The 17,275-nt window shown below is 66.2% G+C and carries 15 protein-coding genes; 9 read left to right on the top strand and 6 right to left on the bottom strand.

What is annotated here, in order from left to right; genetic code table 11:
- Positions 1-32 precede the first annotated feature (32 nt).
- The gene (locus tag ABNX08_RS08030) at positions 33-914 is read left to right on the top strand and encodes a LysR family transcriptional regulator (RefSeq protein WP_022534670.1); all 882 of its coding nucleotides are present in this window, start codon (positions 33-35) and stop codon (positions 912-914) included.
- Between the two features lie 18 nt (positions 915-932).
- Here the strand turns inward: ABNX08_RS08030 and ABNX08_RS08035 are convergent, their stop codons facing one another.
- Positions 933-1,571, bottom strand: a complete 639-nt coding sequence (locus tag ABNX08_RS08035) for a cytochrome c (protein WP_022534671.1) — start codon at positions 1,569-1,571, stop codon at positions 933-935.
- 22 nt (positions 1,572-1,593) lie between these two features.
- Complete coding sequence (locus ABNX08_RS08040) at positions 1,594-3,324, bottom strand: PQQ-binding-like beta-propeller repeat protein (protein WP_022534672.1); 1,731 nt, start codon at positions 3,322-3,324, stop codon at positions 1,594-1,596.
- A 351-nt stretch (positions 3,325-3,675) separates the two neighbouring features.
- On the opposite strand from ABNX08_RS08040, the gene ABNX08_RS08045 reads away from it, so the two are divergent.
- A complete protein-coding gene (locus tag ABNX08_RS08045; protein ID WP_022534674.1) occupies positions 3,676-4,356 on the top strand; it encodes an ankyrin repeat domain-containing protein in 681 nt (226 codons plus the stop codon).
- Positions 4,357-4,367: 11 nt separating this feature from the next.
- Here ABNX08_RS08045 and ABNX08_RS08050 read toward each other — a convergent pair whose 3' ends face one another.
- Positions 4,368-5,432 carry a beta-propeller fold lactonase family protein gene (locus tag ABNX08_RS08050; protein WP_022534675.1) on the bottom strand — a complete coding sequence of 355 codons (1,065 nt, stop codon included), beginning with the start codon at positions 5,430-5,432 and terminating at the stop codon, positions 4,368-4,370.
- Between the two features lie 36 nt (positions 5,433-5,468).
- Positions 5,469-7,790, bottom strand: coding sequence for a TonB-dependent receptor (locus ABNX08_RS08055; protein WP_022534676.1), 2,322 nt, complete (start codon positions 7,788-7,790; stop codon positions 5,469-5,471).
- A 215-nt stretch (positions 7,791-8,005) separates the two neighbouring features.
- Between ABNX08_RS08055 and ABNX08_RS08060 the strand changes: the two genes are divergently transcribed.
- Complete coding sequence (locus ABNX08_RS08060; protein WP_022534677.1) at positions 8,006-8,767, top strand: NADPH-dependent F420 reductase; 762 nt, start codon at positions 8,006-8,008, stop codon at positions 8,765-8,767.
- Between the two features lie 49 nt (positions 8,768-8,816).
- Here the strand turns inward: ABNX08_RS08060 and ABNX08_RS08065 are convergent, their stop codons facing one another.
- Complete coding sequence (locus ABNX08_RS08065; RefSeq protein ID WP_041681014.1) at positions 8,817-9,770, bottom strand: tripartite tricarboxylate transporter substrate-binding protein; 954 nt, start codon at positions 9,768-9,770, stop codon at positions 8,817-8,819.
- 80 nt (positions 9,771-9,850) lie between these two features.
- A complete protein-coding gene (locus ABNX08_RS08070; RefSeq protein ID WP_022534679.1) occupies positions 9,851-11,278 on the bottom strand; it encodes an amidase in 1,428 nt (475 codons plus the stop codon).
- Between the two features lie 249 nt (positions 11,279-11,527).
- Here ABNX08_RS08070 and poxR point away from each other — a divergent pair, with 249 nt between their 5' ends.
- The 6 genes from poxR to ABNX08_RS08100 all read left to right on the top strand — a co-directional run bounded on the left by poxR (position 11,528) and on the right by ABNX08_RS08100 (position 17,275).
- Positions 11,528-13,249, top strand: a complete 1,722-nt coding sequence (gene poxR, locus ABNX08_RS08075) for a phenol degradation transcriptional regulator PoxR (RefSeq protein WP_022534680.1) — start codon at positions 11,528-11,530, stop codon at positions 13,247-13,249.
- A 500-nt stretch (positions 13,250-13,749) separates the two neighbouring features.
- Positions 13,750-13,974 (top strand): phenol hydroxylase subunit, encoded by a 225-nt coding sequence (locus tag ABNX08_RS08080; protein WP_022534681.1) that lies wholly within the window; start codon positions 13,750-13,752, stop codon positions 13,972-13,974.
- 69 nt (positions 13,975-14,043) lie between these two features.
- On the top strand, positions 14,044-15,039 hold the full coding sequence (locus tag ABNX08_RS08085) for an aromatic/alkene monooxygenase hydroxylase subunit beta (protein WP_022534682.1): 996 nt from the start codon (positions 14,044-14,046) through the stop codon (positions 15,037-15,039).
- Between the two features lie 25 nt (positions 15,040-15,064).
- Positions 15,065-15,337, top strand: a complete 273-nt coding sequence (locus ABNX08_RS08090) for an MmoB/DmpM family protein (protein WP_022534683.1) — start codon at positions 15,065-15,067, stop codon at positions 15,335-15,337.
- Positions 15,338-15,370: 33 nt separating this feature from the next.
- Positions 15,371-16,882 (top strand): aromatic/alkene/methane monooxygenase hydroxylase/oxygenase subunit alpha, encoded by a 1,512-nt coding sequence (locus ABNX08_RS08095; RefSeq protein ID WP_022534684.1) that lies wholly within the window; start codon positions 15,371-15,373, stop codon positions 16,880-16,882.
- 33 nt (positions 16,883-16,915) lie between these two features.
- Entirely contained in the window at positions 16,916-17,275 is a 360-nt protein-coding gene (locus ABNX08_RS08100; RefSeq protein ID WP_022534685.1) for a phenol hydroxylase subunit P4, read from the top strand.

Raw genomic sequence — 17,275 nt, forward strand, 5'->3', positions numbered from 1 at the left:
CACAATCAGGCCATATGGGAATCGTATGACTTATGGACCTTAAGAGCCTGCGTTATTTCGTTGCCGTAGCCGAGGCCCGCAGCGTGGGCAAGGCCGCCGAGCGCCTGCATATGGCGCAACCGCCGCTGTCCGTCCAGATTCGCAACCTCGAGGCACAACTCGGCACGGCGCTCTTTGTGCGCGAATCCACCGGAATGCGACTGACAGACGCGGGAAGCGCGCTCTTCGCCCGCGCGCGCGAAGCGCTGGCGTTGGCTCACGAGGGGTTCGAGGCTGCACGCGCCGTAGGGTCGGGGCGGCGCGGGCGGCTGTCTGTCGGCTACATGTTTTCGCTCGGCTACGCTGTACTGCCGAAGCTCGTGCCGCAGTTGCGCCGCACACTCCCGGACGTCGAACTGCAGTTCGTCGAGATGAGCACCGCGACGTATGAAGCGCAAATCGTTGACCACAAGGTAACACTTGGTTTGTGCATGCCACCGATTCAGCGGCCGGACCTGTCCACGACGATCGTGGGCATGCAACCGCTACGGCTGGCCTTGCCTGCACGTGCGCAGCTCGCACGGCTTTCGTCGGTACCGGTGGCACGGCTGCAGGGGCAGAGGCTGATTGCGCTGCCCACACTGAAAGAGGGCGCAGACACTTCGATGGTTGCGGCTTTGCTGCGGCGCCACCAGGTCACCATGCAAATCGTCGAACGGGTGGAAACGGTTCACGCAGCACTGGCTCTGGTGCTTGCAGGCGAGGGGTATGCGATCGTGCCCGCGTGCGCGGAAATCGGCCGGCCTCCGGGTGTAGTGTTCCGAAAGCTCAGGGAGGTCACAGAGGGGTTCGAGGTGGCCGTCTGCCGGCGCCGCGATCTGGAAAGCCCTTTCATCGAGCCGTTCATCGCGGCGGCGCGGCACGCGCTTCGATGACCGCTATGCATCGGCGGATCAATTCAGGCTGGTTATGTAGTTGGCGAGATTCCTGATATCGTCATCACTCAGGTTGCGCGACACGCTCGTCATATTCCCCGCGTCATTCGTACGCCGGCTGGCCCGGAAATCCTCCAGCTGCTTGACGATATACGCGTACTGCTGCCCGGCTACCCGCGGTATTTCGTTCTGCCCGGCGAATCCGCCCAGGTGGCACATCGTGCAAAGCACTTCCTCCGATTTGCTGCGTCCGGCCGCGACACGCGCTGCATCGACCTTGTAGGTCGAAGCCATCGGCTTCTGCGCGGCAAAGTAATCGGACAGGTCCAGCATGTCTTCTTTTGACAACGGCGTGGCCATGGGCGACATGGCAGGGTCGTTGCGCCGTCCTTCCTTGAAGTCACGTAACTGCAGGTAGAGGTAGCGCGCAGTCTGTCCCGCCAGTTGCGGATAGGCAGGATCGGTGGAATTGCCCTGCGGGCCGTGGCAGGCAACGCATACCTGTGCCTTGGCCTGCCCGGCGGCCGCATCGGCGCGGGCATTGCCGCTTGCGGCCGACAGTGCCAGCAGGGCACACACAACGGCGAGCACCGTGGCGGGCACCACGGCGCGCCGCGCCGCGGAATGGCGGCGCGGACGGATCGGGGTGTCCGGCATGCTCGGCTCCCTTGCCACGAGCCTATGGCAACGCAAAGACAAAGATGCTGTTGCCGCGCTTGAAGTCCAGCTGGGTGTTGCCGCCGGCCGCGACGGCAATGTACTGCTTGCCGCCGACGGTATAGGACACTGGCGGTGAATTGACGCCGGCTCCGCACTGGAACTGCCACAGCATCTTGCCGTTGGCCGCATCAAACGCCTTGAACAGGCCGTTGCCTTCGCCAGTGAAGACCAGCCCGCCGGCCGTAGCCAGCACGCCGCCGATCAGCGGCTGCTCGGTCTTGTAGTCCCATGCCACCTTGCCGCTATCGATATTGACCGCCGAGAGCTTGCCCCACTGCTGCTCGCCCGGGATGACTTTGAAGGCGCCGCCCAGCCAAAGCTTGCCGCCCGGGTAGGGCACGTCTTCCACCTGGTAGGTCATCGGCTGATGCAGGTTGGCGGCATAGGCAAGCCGCATCCTGGGGTTGAACGCCATCGGCGACCATTCCACGCCGCCGTTTGCGCCCGGCAGCATGCGCGCGCCTTGTGGGGTGGGCAGGGCCCACATGTTCTCCTGCGGGATCATCGCCTGCGAATAGCGGATCAGGCGGCCGTCGCGGCGGTCGTGCACATAGACGTGCCCGGTCTTGCCGCCGTGGATGACGCCCGGGATCATCTGGCCTTTTTCATCGCGCACGTCGACCAGGATCGCCGGGCTGGCTGCATCCAGGTCCCACACGTCATGGGCGATATATTGCGAGTGCCACTTGTAGGCGCCGGTGTTCAGGTCGACCGCGACCAGCGAATCGGTGTACAGGTTGTCTCCGGGACGGATCGCGCCGTACAGGTCCGGGGACGGATTACCCACCAGGAAGATCGCCAGCTTGTTGGCACGGTCGACGGCCGGGGCCATCCACACACCGCCACCAAGTGTCTTGTAGAAGTCGCCGCCCTTGTCGGCCAGCATCTTCTTCTCTGCGGCGATGTCGCGCTTCATGTCGCGCCCGGTGGCGTCCTTGGTGGCCCATACGCCTTCATGGCCCTTCTCGGGGATGGTGTGGAAGGTCCACAGCAGCTTGCCGTCGGTGGCGCTGTACGCCTTGACGAAGCCGCGGATGCCGTACTCGCCGCCATTGGTGCCGATCAGGATCTTGTCGTCGACGACCACCGGCGCCATGGTCTCGGAGTAGCCGAGTTCGGGGTCCGCGATCTGCGTTTCCCACAGCAACTTGCCGGTCCTGGCGTCAAGCGCGACCAGCTTGGCGTCGAGCGTGCCCATGTAGAGACGATCGCCACTGATTGCGACGCCACGGTTGTTGGGCCCACAGCAGAACGTGGTGACCGGTCCCATCTTGTGCTTGTAGTGCCAGAACTCCTTGCCCGTCACTGCGTCGATGGCATAGATGTGGTTGTAGGAAGTCGTCAGGAACATGACCCCGTTGACGACGATCGGCGCGGTCTCCATGGACTCCATCACTGCCGTCTGGAAGACGAAGGCGGGCCGCAGCCTGGCGACGTTCTTTGTGTTGATCTGCGCCGCCGGGTAGAAGCGCGTCTGCACGTACGACCCGTTGGAGTGCAGCCAGTCGTTGCCATTGGTGCCCGCGGCATCGAGCTGCGCCTGCGTGACCGGCCGCAGTGCACTGGACATCGGCGCACCGGGCGTAGTCGCACCGCCCTGGATTTCCTCGGCGCCGAGCGCGGCGGAAGCAGTGAAGGCAAGGACCAGCAGGGGGAGGGCGTGCCTGGAGAGGCGAGGGACTGAGAGCATGGGGCGCTCCTTATTCGAGTCTTGTCGACCTGGCCGCTTGGGTGAGCGAAACGCACAAGTCGATGCGCATCGTTGCGACGCAAAGCAGGTCCTGCCGCGCGTCGAAGTGGCCCGAGGTGAAGTGCAGTATAGGCAAGAACCCAAGCAAAACAACCAGCACACCAGGCGCGGTTTGCAGGCTGCGGGGGCACCGTTGAAGCGGTGCGTTGCAGCATGAAAAGGCGGCTTGAATTTGTGCTTCGCGCGCACCAAACTTAGCGGGCGGGCCAGCAGAGGCGGCCGGGAACGGCCTTGCAGTGCGGTACCCGTCTTGCGCAACGCGACGCGCCGGTTGTCATCGGAGGGGCCGAAATGAATCGTCATCTGCGGAGGATTTCAGTAGCGTGCCTGTGCGCGCTCGGCCTGCTCGCAGGCAAGGCAGCTGCAGAAGGCGACATCAGCGTGAACGCGCGGCTGCTTGCTTCGGCGCGCGCCGGGGATGAGGCCGGCGTGCGCAGTGCGCTGGCACAGGGCGCTGCGGTGGACTCGCGCAACCGTATCGGCGACACGCCGTTGCTGACTGCCTCCAAGCGCGGCCTGAGCGGCATGGCGCGCGCGCTGGTCGAACACGGCGCCAATGTCAGCCAGCCGAACCTGCAAGGCGTGACGCCGCTGATGGCGGCTGCTTTTGGTGGCTACCAGGAGATCACCGCGATGCTGCTGGCGCGTCATGCCGAGCTGAACGCCACCGACCGCGTCAGCAAGACCGCCATGATCTACGCAGCGGGAGAGGGTCGCACGGTGGTGGTGAAGCAGTTGCTCGATGCCGGCATCGATATCAACGCGCGCTATGCACATGGCCTGACGGCGCTGATGTGGGCGGCCGGCTACGACAAGAATGATGTCGTGCAACTGCTGCTCGCGCGTGGCGCCGATGCCTCGCTGCGGGATGATCGCGGGCTGACTGCGCGCGAGATTGCCGAGCAGGCAGGCGCGAAGAACGTGATAGCTACCCTGGCGCGCAGCCAGACCGCGGCGGCGCCGGTGAAGTAGCGCCGCTCCGCTCACGGCGAATCGATCGAACCCACGCTCTTCGGATAGGTCACGATGCCCCAGCTTAGCGGCAGTCCGTCGAATTGCCGCACCGGCTGGTAGGTGCTTGCGTCGAAGACAAACACCGCATTGGAGCGCCCGCACGCCACCAGCAGCCGCGCATCGTCCGGCGTGAAGCTGAAATGCCAGCAGCGCTTGCCTACCGCGATGTCGGCCAACGACGCGAAGGTCTGCGCATCGAACACCTGCAGGGTATCGGCGCGCGCTGCGGCGACGAACAGCCGCGCGCCGGCGCGATCGAACGCCACCCCGTAGGGACCGGTGCGCGTCGGCACGGTGCGCTGCACGCGGAAGTCCGTGGCGTCGAGCACGACGAAGGCATTGGCCAGTTCCAGCGTCACCACGTAGCGCTTGCCGTCCGGGCTCGCTTTTATCCCGCGCGGGCGCGAGCCAGCCGGCATCGGCAGCAGCTTCACTTGCCTGCCGCTGGCCTTCTCATAGACCGTGACGGTGTCGTCGCCTTCGTTGGTGACCAGCATCAGCTTGCCATCGCGCGAGAACTCGATGCCTTCGGTTTCCAGGCCGCTGCGGATCGTCCGGCTCACGCGCCAGTCCTTTAGGTCGATCACGGCGATCTCCGCCGGCAGGGGCTTGTCGTCATTGCCTTTGGTCTTTGCGGATGGTGGCGGCGCGGCTCCGGGCGGGCCGGAGCGCTCGCCCGGTTCGTAAGTGACGAAGGCCTGGTTGCCGGCCACGCGCACGAACTCCGGGTTCTGTCCGATCGGCACGCGTCGAAGCACCTGGCCCGTGGCAATGTCGATCACCGACAGGTCGCCCGTGTCCTTGTTGGCCGCCAGCAGGTATTTGCCATCGGCGGTCACGCCCAGTCCGCGCGGCCCCTTGCCCCCGACCGGGAGGGTGGCCACGGCTTCGAGCCGGTCCAGGTCGATGACGGTAATGCCACCGCCTTCGGTCGATACGTAGGCCTGCGCTGCGTTGGCTGCAGCGGGACACGCCAGCGCCAGTAAGGCAGCGGCCAGCCGGTGCCGCGTACGGCAGGGAAGTTGCGAAGGCATGGCGTCTCCTCGTTGCTTGGATGGTTGGCGGCCCGCTCAGCGTCCGTCCCATTCATAGCGCACGCCGACCAGGAACAGCCGGGGCGCGCCGGGTGCGACAAAGCGCTCGATGGGTACGGCCGCGCCCGGTTGCAGCAGCGTGCCGCCCGGGAACAGGTTGTAGCCCACCTGTCCGTAGGTCTCGTAGCGGCGGTCGAACAGGTTGTCGATGCGCCCATAGAGCTGCCAGCGCGGTGAGAACTGCCAGCTGGCGCGCAGGTTCAGCAGCAGGTAGCCAGCGGTGCGGGCGAGACCGGGGTCCTGCGCGCTGAGCGCGCCATCCTCGTTGCCCGCGACCGGACGCGAGGACGACACGATCACGTCGCCTCCCACGTTGACGCTGGCGGTCGCGCGCCAGTCGGCCCCGAGCTTGAAGCTGTGCAGCGGAATGCCTGCCATGCGCGTGCCCGGATGCACCGCCACCGGTGCGGCGAACGGTGTTTGCAGCTGGCCGTCCGCCTGGTAGGTTGCCTGCGTGTAGCTGTAACCCGCGCGCAGCGTCAACCGGTTCAGCCGCTGGCGCAAGCCGAACTCCAGGCCCTGGTTGCGCGTCTTCGGAAAGTTCGAGAAATACCCCAGCGGACTGAACGGCGAGCGCTGGAAGATGATGTCGTCGGTGTTGTCGCTGCGGTACAGCGCCAGGGTCAGCTCCGCGGCATCGGTCGGCTGCCAGCGTCCGCCCAGCTCCACGGTGCGCGTGACCACCTGGCGCAGGAACGGATCGGCCTGCAGGCCGGTCGGCAGCTGGCAGGCATTGGCCGGGTCCGCGCAACCCAGCTCGATCGCCGTGGGCATGCGCGTGCCTTGCGAGGCGGAGCCGAAGATCGTCAGGCTGTCGAACAGCAGGTGCGATGCCCCCACCGACGGGTTGAGCCGCGAGAACGTGAAGCGTTCGTCCGATTGCGTGGGCGCGCCCAGCACAGTATGCCGGCGGCCGTCGTTCCAGCGGGCGGCCAGCGTCAGGAAGGTGTGGGGAAGCAGGCGGATGGTGTCAGTGGCGTACAGCCCTACGGTGCTGTCGTGGCCGTCCAGCGCGGCGTTGGTGACCACCGGCGCGCCGGGATCGCCCAGCGCAGTGCGCGCAGCATCGAAGCTGGCCAGCTGCGTAGTCTGCGTGTAGCGCGACTGGTTCAGGTCCAGCGCGGCACCCAGTGCGAAGCGGTGCGTCTCGCCATCGTGCGACCACTGCGCCGACACGCCATAGGTGGTCTCGCGCACGGTGGAAGCATTGAGTACGGCATTGGCGGGCGCGTCATCCCGCTCGCAGTCATCAGTGCCGGCGGCACCCTGGCAATCAAGCAGGGTGTCGAGGTAATCATCGTGGATATCGCCGCCGTTGGCACGCGAGCGGGTGTGCCGCACATAAGCGGTCAGCTGCAGCTGGTCTTGCGCATTGAACTGGTGTGCGCCATTGAGCGTCAGCTGCAGCGACTTGACGCGCGTGACGTCCGGTGCGGTGTAGATAGCGCGCCGGTCGGGGCCGTAGATGCTGTCCGGCGTCAGGCCGTTGCCCGACAGCCGGCTGTTGCTGCCGAGCAGGCTGAGGCTCCATTGCGTGGCGCTGGTCGAGCGGCCCAGCTTGAAGAAGAGGTTGCCGAGATCGCTGTCGGAGCGGTCGCGCCAGCCGTCCTCGCGCCAGCCGGTGCCGGCAAAGTAAGCGTGCCAGCCGTCGCCCAGCGAGTTGCCCGCGCTGGCATCGAGCCGCGCGCGGCCGTAGCTGCCGATGCTGAGGTCGGCCTCCACGCCCTGGTGCGTTTCGCCGGACTTGGTGACCAGCGCGAGCGCGCCGCCCAGCGTGTTGAGCCCGTAGAGCGGGTTGCTGCCGGGCACCAGCGTCACCGTGCTGATGGCGGCTTCCGGAATGCCGGCCCAGTTGATGACATCGCCCAGTGCCGCGTTCTGGCGCACGCCGTCGAGGTACAGCGACAGCCCTTGTGCGGAACCCAGCGTGGGCGAGAGCCGGTAGCCGCGATAGAGGATGTCCTGCGCGAACGGATTGCCCTGCGCGTCATTGACCACGATCCCGTTCATGTTCTCCGCCAGGAAGGACGAGAGATTGGCGGATTTTGCACGTTCCAGGTCGCCATCGGTGGCAGTCTGGACGTTGGCGGGAAAAGCCTGTCGCTCGATGGTGAAGCCGGGCAACGGCGTCGGGGCCACGACGGTGACCTCTTGCAGGTTGTGGACCTGGTCCGCCTGGCCGCCCGCGTCAGTCTGGCTGGCTTGCTGCGCTGCGACAGGCGTAGCCGCCGCCAGCGCAATGACGACCATGCCCGGCGCATGCCGGGACGGGCGGGTGCGGCGTCGGGCGTGGGCCATGGGGTTCCCCTCTCGCGCCGCATCGCGCGGGCGGCTGTGATGGAGATTTCTTGGCGTGGCGCAAATGCTACCTAATCTAGTCCAGCGTGCAGGCGGTGCCAAGGGCGATTGCCCGGTTCGCCATTTTTTCGCCTAGAGTTTCTTGGGCGGCCACTGTGCAGCAGGAGATCTTGCGTACCGGCCGCAGGGCCAGGCAGTCATCCCAGGAGCGCGCGATGCAAGAGCCGGTAGTTGTCATCGATCCCGAACGCCGCAGGATGCTGCGGGCGGGGGCACTGGCCATCCTGACGCTGAGCCTTCCGCCGTTGACCGGCTGCGCTCAGCGAACCGCCGCTGCCGGGAACGCGGGGCCGGCGCGCATCGGCGTGATCGGCTCCGGGCGCATCGGCGGGACCGTCGGCGGGCTCTGGGTCAAGGCGGGGCACCCGGTCCTGTTCTCGTCGCGGCATCCTGAATCGCTCAAGCCGCTGGTCGACGGCCTTGGCCCGCTGGCGCGGGCGGGCACGGTCGCTGAGGCAATCGCCTTTGCCGATGTGCTGTTCCTCGCCACCCCTTATGGCGCTTTGCCGCAACTCAGCCAGGAGAATGCCGGGGCGTGGTCAGGCAAGATCGTGCTGGATGCCACCAATGCCATTGCCCAGCGCGACGGCGCCATTGCCGATGAAGCCCAGCGCAACGGCATTGGCATCACCACGGCAAAATACCTGCGCGGCGCGCGCGTGGTGCGGGCATTCAATTTCATGGGGGCGACCAACTTCGCCAATGAACATCACCGGCCCGGCGGCCTGATTGCCGTGCCGATCGCCGGCGACGACCAGACGGCGCTGCAGGTGGCGGCGCAACTGGTGCGCGACGCGGGGTTTGAACCGGTGGTGGTGGGCCCGCTCGCCAGCGCAGACAAATTCGCGCCGGGCGGGCCCTTGTTCCGTCAGATTGGCACTGCCGAAGAATTTCGCAGGAAGATGAGCGGGCAATAGCCGCCGGGAGGGTTGCTTGCCGGGTCAGGGCCGGCGGTGGCCTGCGGACTCAGTCTTCCGCTACGAAGCCTGTCGCCTCGACGATCGGCTTCCACGCGGCCCGCTCTACCTGGATGCGTCGCCGTGCATCCTGGCCGGATCGTGCCACTACCTCGAGGCCGAGGGCTTCCAGCTTTGCCGCAGTTGCGGCGTTGCCGGAGGCGGCGATGAACATCTTCTCGACCTTGGCCAGCACGTCGGGCTGGGTGCCCGCGGGTACAAACACACCGTACCAGCTGGTGGCATAGTCATACTGGTTGAACCCCTGTTCCTTCATGGTCGGCACGTCCGGCAGAGCCTTGGCGCGCCGCGTGCCGCTCACGCCGAGAAACTGCAGCTTGCCGCCCTTGTAGAGCGGCATCATGCTGGCGACCGCGTCCCAGCCGATCGACACGTTGCCGCTGATCACATCCACCAGCATCGGCGCCGCACCACGGTAAGCAGCCGGCGTGATCGAAATGCCTGCGGACTTGCCCAGCGCCACCGTGCCAAGGTGGCCCGCACTGCCAATCGTCGCCAGGCCCAGGCTGGCTCCACCGGGGTTGCGCTTCGCCCAGTCGACGTACTCCTTCATGTTGCGGTAGGGCTGCTGCGGGCCTGCTGCGACGGCGGTTGGAACGTCAGTCAGCACCGCGGCAGGTATCAGATCCTTGTCGGCATCGTAGCCCAGCTTCTTGTAGGTCAGCGGGAAGATCGTGAACAGTGGCGACGGGCCGATGAATACCGTCCTGCCGTCCGGCTTTGCCCGCTTCACATAGTCAAGCGCCAGCCGCGCCGACGCGCCAGGCCGGTTTTCTACGACCACGGTGCCGTGGCCATCCTGGCGCAGTTGCTCGGCGTATAGCCGGGCCAGGCTGTCGGCAGCGCCGCCTGGCGCGTAGCCGACGATGATGTGCATCGGCTCGGCATCGGCTGCCCGGGCAGGGGTGGACATGGCGACGGCGGCTGCGGCAATCGTGGTCACGGCAAGCAGGCCTCGCGCAAGGCGGAGAGTGGGGATCATGTCAGCGAAAGCAGGAATGAGAGGAGAAAAAAAGCGCGTACTCAGGGCAAGGCTGGCCATTGCGCGCGGAAATCATGCACGGACTCGAATAGCGCCGCTGCGCGCAGCAATGCCGCGTCCTGGCGGAACTGTCCTACCAGTTGCAGGCCGATGGGCAGGCCGTCCTGGCCAAAACCGCACGGCAGGCTGATGGCCGGGTGTCCGGTCATGTTGAATGGCATGGTCCATGGAAACCAATGGGCCCGCACATCTTCATAGGACTGTCCGTCGATCTCGATCCGGCCGAACAGGTCCTGGTCCAGCGGCAGTGCTGTGCGCGTCAGCGTCGGCATGGCGAGCAGGTCGGCACGCGCCAACAGCGCCTGCACCCGCAGGAATAGCTGTGAGCGCTCGAACATGGCCTGCTGGTACTCCACGCCGCTAATATGGGCGGCGGATTCCACCTGTCTCACGAAGGTGGGGCTCAGCAGATCGGCATGCTTCTCGACGATGGGTGCGAAGCGGGTGCGCCAGACCGTATGGTTGATGGCGCGCCAGATCGGCTCCACGTCGAAACCCTCGCCGGAGAATGGCTCCAGCTGCGCCCCCAAGGCGCGCAAGCGTTCCAGGCTGGCCTCGAATGCCGTCGCCACATCCGCCGATACCGGCCGCCCTGGTGGTGCCAGGCAATACAGAACGCGCCGCCCGCGCAAATCGCCCTGCGGCTGCGCAGCGGCGATGTAGTCCGGCACTGGCACGCCGATCGACCACGGATCGCAAGCATGCTCGCCTGCCATTGCCTGCATCATCAAGCCGGTATCGGCCACTGTCCGCGTGGTCGGCGTGACATAGGTCTGGTTGCCGAAGAGATCTTGCGCCTGGCTATGCGGGATCACGCCCTGGCTTTGCTTGATGCCCACCACCCCGTTGCACGCGGCCGGTATGCGAGTCGAGCCGCCGCCGTCCGTCGCCACGGCTAGCGGCGCGATGCCGCTGGCCACCGCCACCGCCGCGCCCCCACTCGACCCGCCACTGGTTCGGTCCGGATGCCATGCATTGCGAGTGCGGCCGAATAGCGGAGAATCCGTCAGGCATTTCGACCCGAACTCCGGCGTGGTGGTCTTGCCGATCAGGATTGCGCCCTGGGCTAACAGGCGCGCGACCGACACGGCATCTTCTGCCGGCACGTTCTCGCGCATAGGCTGTGCGCCGAAGCTTGTCCGTATGCCGCGTGTATTGACGATGTCCTTGACGGTGAATGGGATACCGTGCAGCAGGCCCAATGATCGTCCCGCCATGACATCCTGCTCAGCCGTGCGAGCTGCCGCCATGGCCTCGTCGGTGCACAGCGTGATAAAGCAGTTCAATGTCGGCTGCAAGCGTTCTGCGCGAGCCAGCACCGCTTCAGTCAGCGCCACCGGCGAGACTTCCTTGCGGCGGATGCGAAGCTGCAATTCTGCAGCGGAAAGAAAACAAAGCGCTTCGCTCATGAGGCGCGTCTCCTTGCGCGCGGTCCGGTACATGGCCGGCCATTGTGAGGTAATTTCAGATATTAACGCGGCGGGCGAAGGGGCGGGGAGAATTAGCCGCACGGCCTTCGCCGGGGCGCATACGGGGGGCGCTGCCGGACGACAGCAGGGGAGTCCCACTAGAGGGTTGTCCTCCCCATGGCACATAATGTGCATACCATGCGGCCAAAAGACAAACGAGCGGAACACCCGCCGCCACAAGGGGAGACAATGAGCAGTACAACCGACAAGTTCTCGGCCACCATGCGCGATGGCCTGGCCGATCTCGCCCGCCGCCTGCGCTTTGCAATGGAGGAAGGCGCGATCTGGCTGGACGAGCAGCGCATGATCCTGATCCACACCGCCACCCTCGGCGCGCTGCGCAAGGAGCTGGTGGACACCATGGGCATGGAGCGTGCTCGCGGCCTGTTCATGCGCATGGGCTTCCATTCCGGCATGCGCGATGCCGAGATCGCCAGGAAGCTGCGCGGCGGCCACAGCGATTTCGGCCAGTTGGAGATCGGGCCTTGCCTGCACACCATCGAAGGGGTGGTACGGGTCACGCCGGTCAAGGTCGACATCGATATCGCCCGCGGCATCTACGATGGCGAATTCCTGTGGGAAGACTCGTTCGAGGGCGACGTCCACCGCCAGCTGTTCGGCATCGTCGACGAACCGGCCTGCTGGATGCAGATCGGCTATGCCACCGGCTATACCTCGGCGCTGATGGGCCGCACCATCCTCTATCGCGAGGTCGAGTGCATTGCCTGCGGGCACGCCCACTGCCGCATCGTCGGCAAGCCGGTGGAGGCGTGGGAAGACGGCCAGCAGGTCCTGGCGCAATACCAGCCCGATCCGGTGATCGAGACCATCCTGGCATTGCAGAGCGAAGTCGAGCACCTGCGCGCACTGCAGGGCAGCCCCGCCACGCCGGCCGACCTGGTCGGCAACTCGCCCGGCTTCCGCGCCGCGTGGGGGCTGCTGCAACGCGCCGCGGCCAGCAACGTGACCGTGCTGCTGCTGGGCGAGACCGGCGTGGGCAAGGAGCGCTTCGCGCAGGCGCTGCACAGCGTCAGCGGGCGCGCCGACAAGCCCTTTGTCGCGGTCAACTGTGCCGCGATCCCGGACGAGCTGATCGAGTCCGAACTGTTCGGCGTGGAGAAGGGCGCCTTCACCGGCGCGAACCAGTCGCGCCCCGGCCGCTTCGAGCGCGCCCACGGCGGCACCCTGTTCCTGGACGAACTGGGCGAGCTCTCGGCCTCGGCGCAGTCCAAGCTGCTGCGCGTGCTGCAGGAAGGCGAGGTCGAGCGCGTGGGCGGCACCGGCTCGCGCAAGGTCGATGTGCGGCTGGTGGCTGCCACCAACGTCGACTTGGCCGAAGCCGTCAAGGCCGGCACCTTCCGCAAGGACCTTTACTACCGGCTCAACGTCTACCCCGTCACCATCCCGCCGCTGCGCGAGCGGCTCGACGATATCCGCGCGCTGGCCGAGCGCTTCGTGGCCCGCTACAGCGCGCGCCACGGCAAGCGCATCGTCGGCATCACCGACCGCGCGCTGGCCGAGCTGCGCCACTATGACTGGCCCGGCAACGTGCGCGAACTGGAGAACGTGATCGAGCGCGGCGTGATCCTGGCCAGCCAGGGCGGGCAGATTTGCGCCGAGCACCTGTTCCTGCCCGGCACCGCGACACCGCCGGTGGACACCGCGCCGCGGCTCGGCGCCGGCGGCACGCTGCCTGAGCTGCGCGAGGCGGCGGTGCATGCCTTGCTCGACCAGATGTCCGAGCAGCAGCTGGCCCTGGGCGATGTGGAGACCGTGCTGATGGAGGCGGCGATGCAGCGTGCCAACGGGAACATGAGCCAGGCGGCGCGGCTGCTGGGGATCACGCGGCCGCAGCTGGCGTACCGGTGGAAGATGCGCGGTACGCGGGGCGGAAACGGCCACGGCAACTGAGGCCGCTGAGCAGCGTCGCTCATAGTTGGTTTGCGCCCTCTCACCGCTTGCGGGAGAGGGCGCTTGCATCTGACTGTTCGCGTTCCGTCGCGCTTCCCGGCCGCCATGATGGCCTGTTCCCCTGGCTTCACCATTTGATGCACTGCTAATCACCCAGGCATCCACGCGCCGCAGCGCAATGCTGCAACGCGCCAGCCAGTTTCCCTTGCCAGATCAAGCCCCTGCATCCTCGCCGGCACGCCTTGCTGTTGCGTCGCGGGACACTCGCGCAGCGCCGCCCCGGCTACCCGCAAACGCCCGCCCGGCGCGGCTTTTGATCATTTGATCAAGCCCCGCGCGCAGCTTCATCAAATCATCGACGCCGCCGGCCCGCCGCCTTCCGGGTTAACGCCGACACCGAGCCCCGCCGCTTCCCCGCAACCCTTGTCCCATCGCGCTTTGCGCCCGCTGGCACGCTCTTCGCAATAAGGGCTGCAACCAGCCAGGCAAAGGAGCGCGCCATGAACACCCCGTCGTCGGTACCCCTGTTCGAAGCCACGCCCCGCTACGTGCGGGTGGAGGGCCGCACGCCCGAGGGGTTCGTGCAGTTCGCCTTCAGCGTGGCCGACCCCGAGCTCAACGTCGAACTGATCATGCCCCAGCCGATGTTTGAAGCCTTCTGCTGCGTCAACCGCGTGCGCTTCCTGCCGCCGCTGGCAGACGCGTCCCAGGAATCCGGGGACTGAGCCCGCCCAACGCAAGCCGCCGCATCAAAAGCCACCGCATCACAAGAGAAGGACACAGGAGACCAAGCGATGCAAGTCGATATCAAGACCCAGCAGATCCAGCCGCTGCGCCAGACCTACGGCCACGTTGCGCGCCGTTTCGGCGACAAGCCGGCGTCGCGCTACCAGGAGGCGACCTATGACGTGCAGTCGGAGGTGAATTTCCACTACCGCCCGACCTGGGACCCCGGCTTCGAGCTGTACGACAAGCGCCGCACCGCGGTCGTCATGCAGGATTGGTACGCGCTGAAGGACCCGCGCCAGTACTACTACGGCGCTTACGTGACCACGCGCGGGCGCCAGCAGGATGCCGCCGAGAAGAACTTTGCCTTTGTCGAGAAGCGCGGCCTGCTGCAGGCGCTGCCGGCTGAATGGCAGGAGCGCCTGGCCGCGGGGCTGCTGCCGCTGCGCCATGTGGAGTGGGGCGCCAACATGAACAATTTTTACTGCGCCGACTACGGCTGGGGCACGGCGATCACGCAGGCCTGTACCTACTGCGCGATGGACCGCCTTGGCATTGCACAGTACCTGTCGCGCATCGGCATGCTGCTTGACGGCAATACCGGCGTGGCGCTGGAGCGCGCCAAGGTGGCGTGGCTGGAGGGCGCTGCCTGGCAGCCGCTGCGCCGCTTTGTCGAGCACAGCTTCGTGATCGATGACTGGTTCGAGACCTTCGTCGCCCAGAACCTGGTGCTCGACGGGCTGCTCTACCCGCTCATCTACCAGCACGCCGATGCGGCGATCGTGCGCGCCTGTGGCACCGGCCTGGCCGTGCTGACCGAGTTCATGAACGACTGGCGCGACGAGCACGCGCGCTGGGTCGATGCGGTGATCCAGGCGGCCGCCGCCGAGTCCGAGGCTAACCGCGTGCTGCTGTCCGGCTGGGCGCGTGCCGCCACGGCGGAAGTGGCCGAGGCGCTGGTGCCCGTTGCCAGCGTGCTGACCAGCGAAGACGGCGCGCAGATGGTCGCGCTGTGCCGCGAACAGTTTGAAGTCCGGCTGCGCAAGCTCGGCCTTGCCGCCTGACCAGCCCGCCATCCGGAGACACGCCATGCAAGCCAACGTCTACATCGCCCTGCAGAACAACGACGACACCCGCCCGATCATCGACGCCATCACTGAAGCCAACCCGCACGCGGTGGTCTCGCAGTTCCCGGCCATGGTCAAGATCGACGCCCCCGGCCACCTGACCATCGTGCGCGAGCGCGTCGCCGACAAGCTCGGCCGCGACTGGGACCTGCAAGAGATCCACCTGAACCTGATCTCGCTGTGCGGGAACATCGACGAGGACGAAGACGCCTTCACCCTGCGCTGGAACGCCTGATCCGGCGGCGCCACAGAACACTACGGAGACATCATGGACGCACGCAAGAAGCTCAACCTGCGCGAGAAGTACGCCTCGATGACGCGGGACCTGTCCTGGGAAACCACCTATGAGCCGATGGACAAGGTCTTTCCCTTCGACAAGTACGAAGGCATCCGCATCCACGACTGGGACAAATGGGAAGACCCGTTCCGCATGACCATGGATGCGTACTGGAAATACCAGTCGGAGAAGGAGCGCAAGCTGTACGCGATCATCGACTCGTTCGTGCAGAACAACGGCCACCTGAACGTGTCCGACCCGCGCTACCTGAACGCGCTGCGGCTGTTCCTGACCGGCGTGACGCCGCTGGAATATGCCGCGCACCGCGGCTACGCGCACCTGGGCCGGCACTTCCGCGGCGTCGGCGCGCGCGTGGCGGCGCAGATGCAGTCGATCGACGAGCTGCGCCACGCCCAGACCCAGCTGCATACGCTGTCGGTCTATAACAAGTATTTCCACGGCTTTGGCGAATGGCGCCATATGCATGACCGGGTCTGGTACCTGTCCGTGCCCAAGTCGTACTTCGAAGACGCAATGAGCGCCGGGCCGTTCGAGTTCATCACGGCGATCTCGTTCTCGTTCGAATACGTGCTGACCAACCTGCTGTTCATGCCGTTCATGTCCGGTGCGGCCTACAACGGCGACATGGCGACCGTGACTTTCGGCTTCTCCGCGCAATCGGATGAGTCGCGCCACATGACGCTCGGGCTGGAAGTGGTCAAGTTCCTGTGCGAGCAGGACCCCGGCAATATCCCCATCCTGCAGAAGTGGCTGGACAAGTGGTTCTGGCGCGGCTTCCGCCTGCTGACGCTGGTCGGGATGATGATGGACTACATGCTGCCCAAGCGCGTGATGTCGTGGGGCGAGGCGTGGGAGATGTATTTTGAGCAGGCCGGCGGTGCGCTGTTCAAGGACCTGGAGCGTTACGGCCTGCGCATGCCCAAGTACCACGACGTGGCCACCAAGACCAAGGACCGCATTACGCACGAAGCCTGGGGCACCTTCTACAACTACGCCGCCGCGGCCGGCTTCCATACCTGGGTGCCGAAGGAAGACGAGATGGCGTGGCTGGCCGAGAAGTACCCGCAGACCTTCGATCGCTACTACAAGCCGCGGCTGGACCACTGGCAGGAGCGCCAGCAGGCCGGCGAGCGCTTCTACAACGCCACGCTGCCGATGCTGTGCCAGACCTGCCAGATCCCGATGGTGTTCTCCGAGCCGGACGACCCCACCCAGACCTGCTATCGCGAAAGCAGCTACCACGGCATGAAGTTCCATTTCTGCTCGGACGGCTGCAAGGACATCTTCGACGTCGAGCCCGCCAAGTACGCGCAGGCGTGGCTGCCGGTGCACCAGATCTACCAGGGCAACTGCGGCGGCGCCTCGCTGGACGACGTGCTCAAGTGGTACCGCCTGAATCCCGGCGCGGACAACCTCGACTTCGAGGGTTCGCAGGACCAGCGCAACTGGAACGCCTGGAAGGGCATCACCCCTGCCGCCTGACGCGCAGGCCATCAGAGAGACAAGGAGACAACCATGCCAGTCGTATCCATCGGCGACTATGCATTCGAGGCGGCCGACCGCGAATCCGTGTTCCACGGCAACCGCCTGCTCTACATCGGCTGGGACGGCCACCTGCTGTTCTGCGCGCCGCACTGCTTCCCGTTCCCGCCGTCGATGCCGCTGCGCGCGGTGGTGGAGGACGTGCTCCCCGGCGTCTACGGCTATCACCCGGACTTTGCCCGCATCGACTGGCAAAAGGTGGAGTGGCTGCGCGGCGGCCAGCCCTGGCAGCCCGACCTGGACCGCTCGCTGGAAGAGAACGGCCTGGGCCACAAGACCGTGATCCGCTTCCGCACGCCGGGCCTTGACGGCATCGGCGGAAGCCGCAGCTGA

It is taken from the genome of Cupriavidus sp. DF5525, assembly GCF_040149425.2.
Classification (GTDB): Bacteria; Pseudomonadota; Gammaproteobacteria; order Burkholderiales; family Burkholderiaceae; genus Cupriavidus; species Cupriavidus pickettii_A.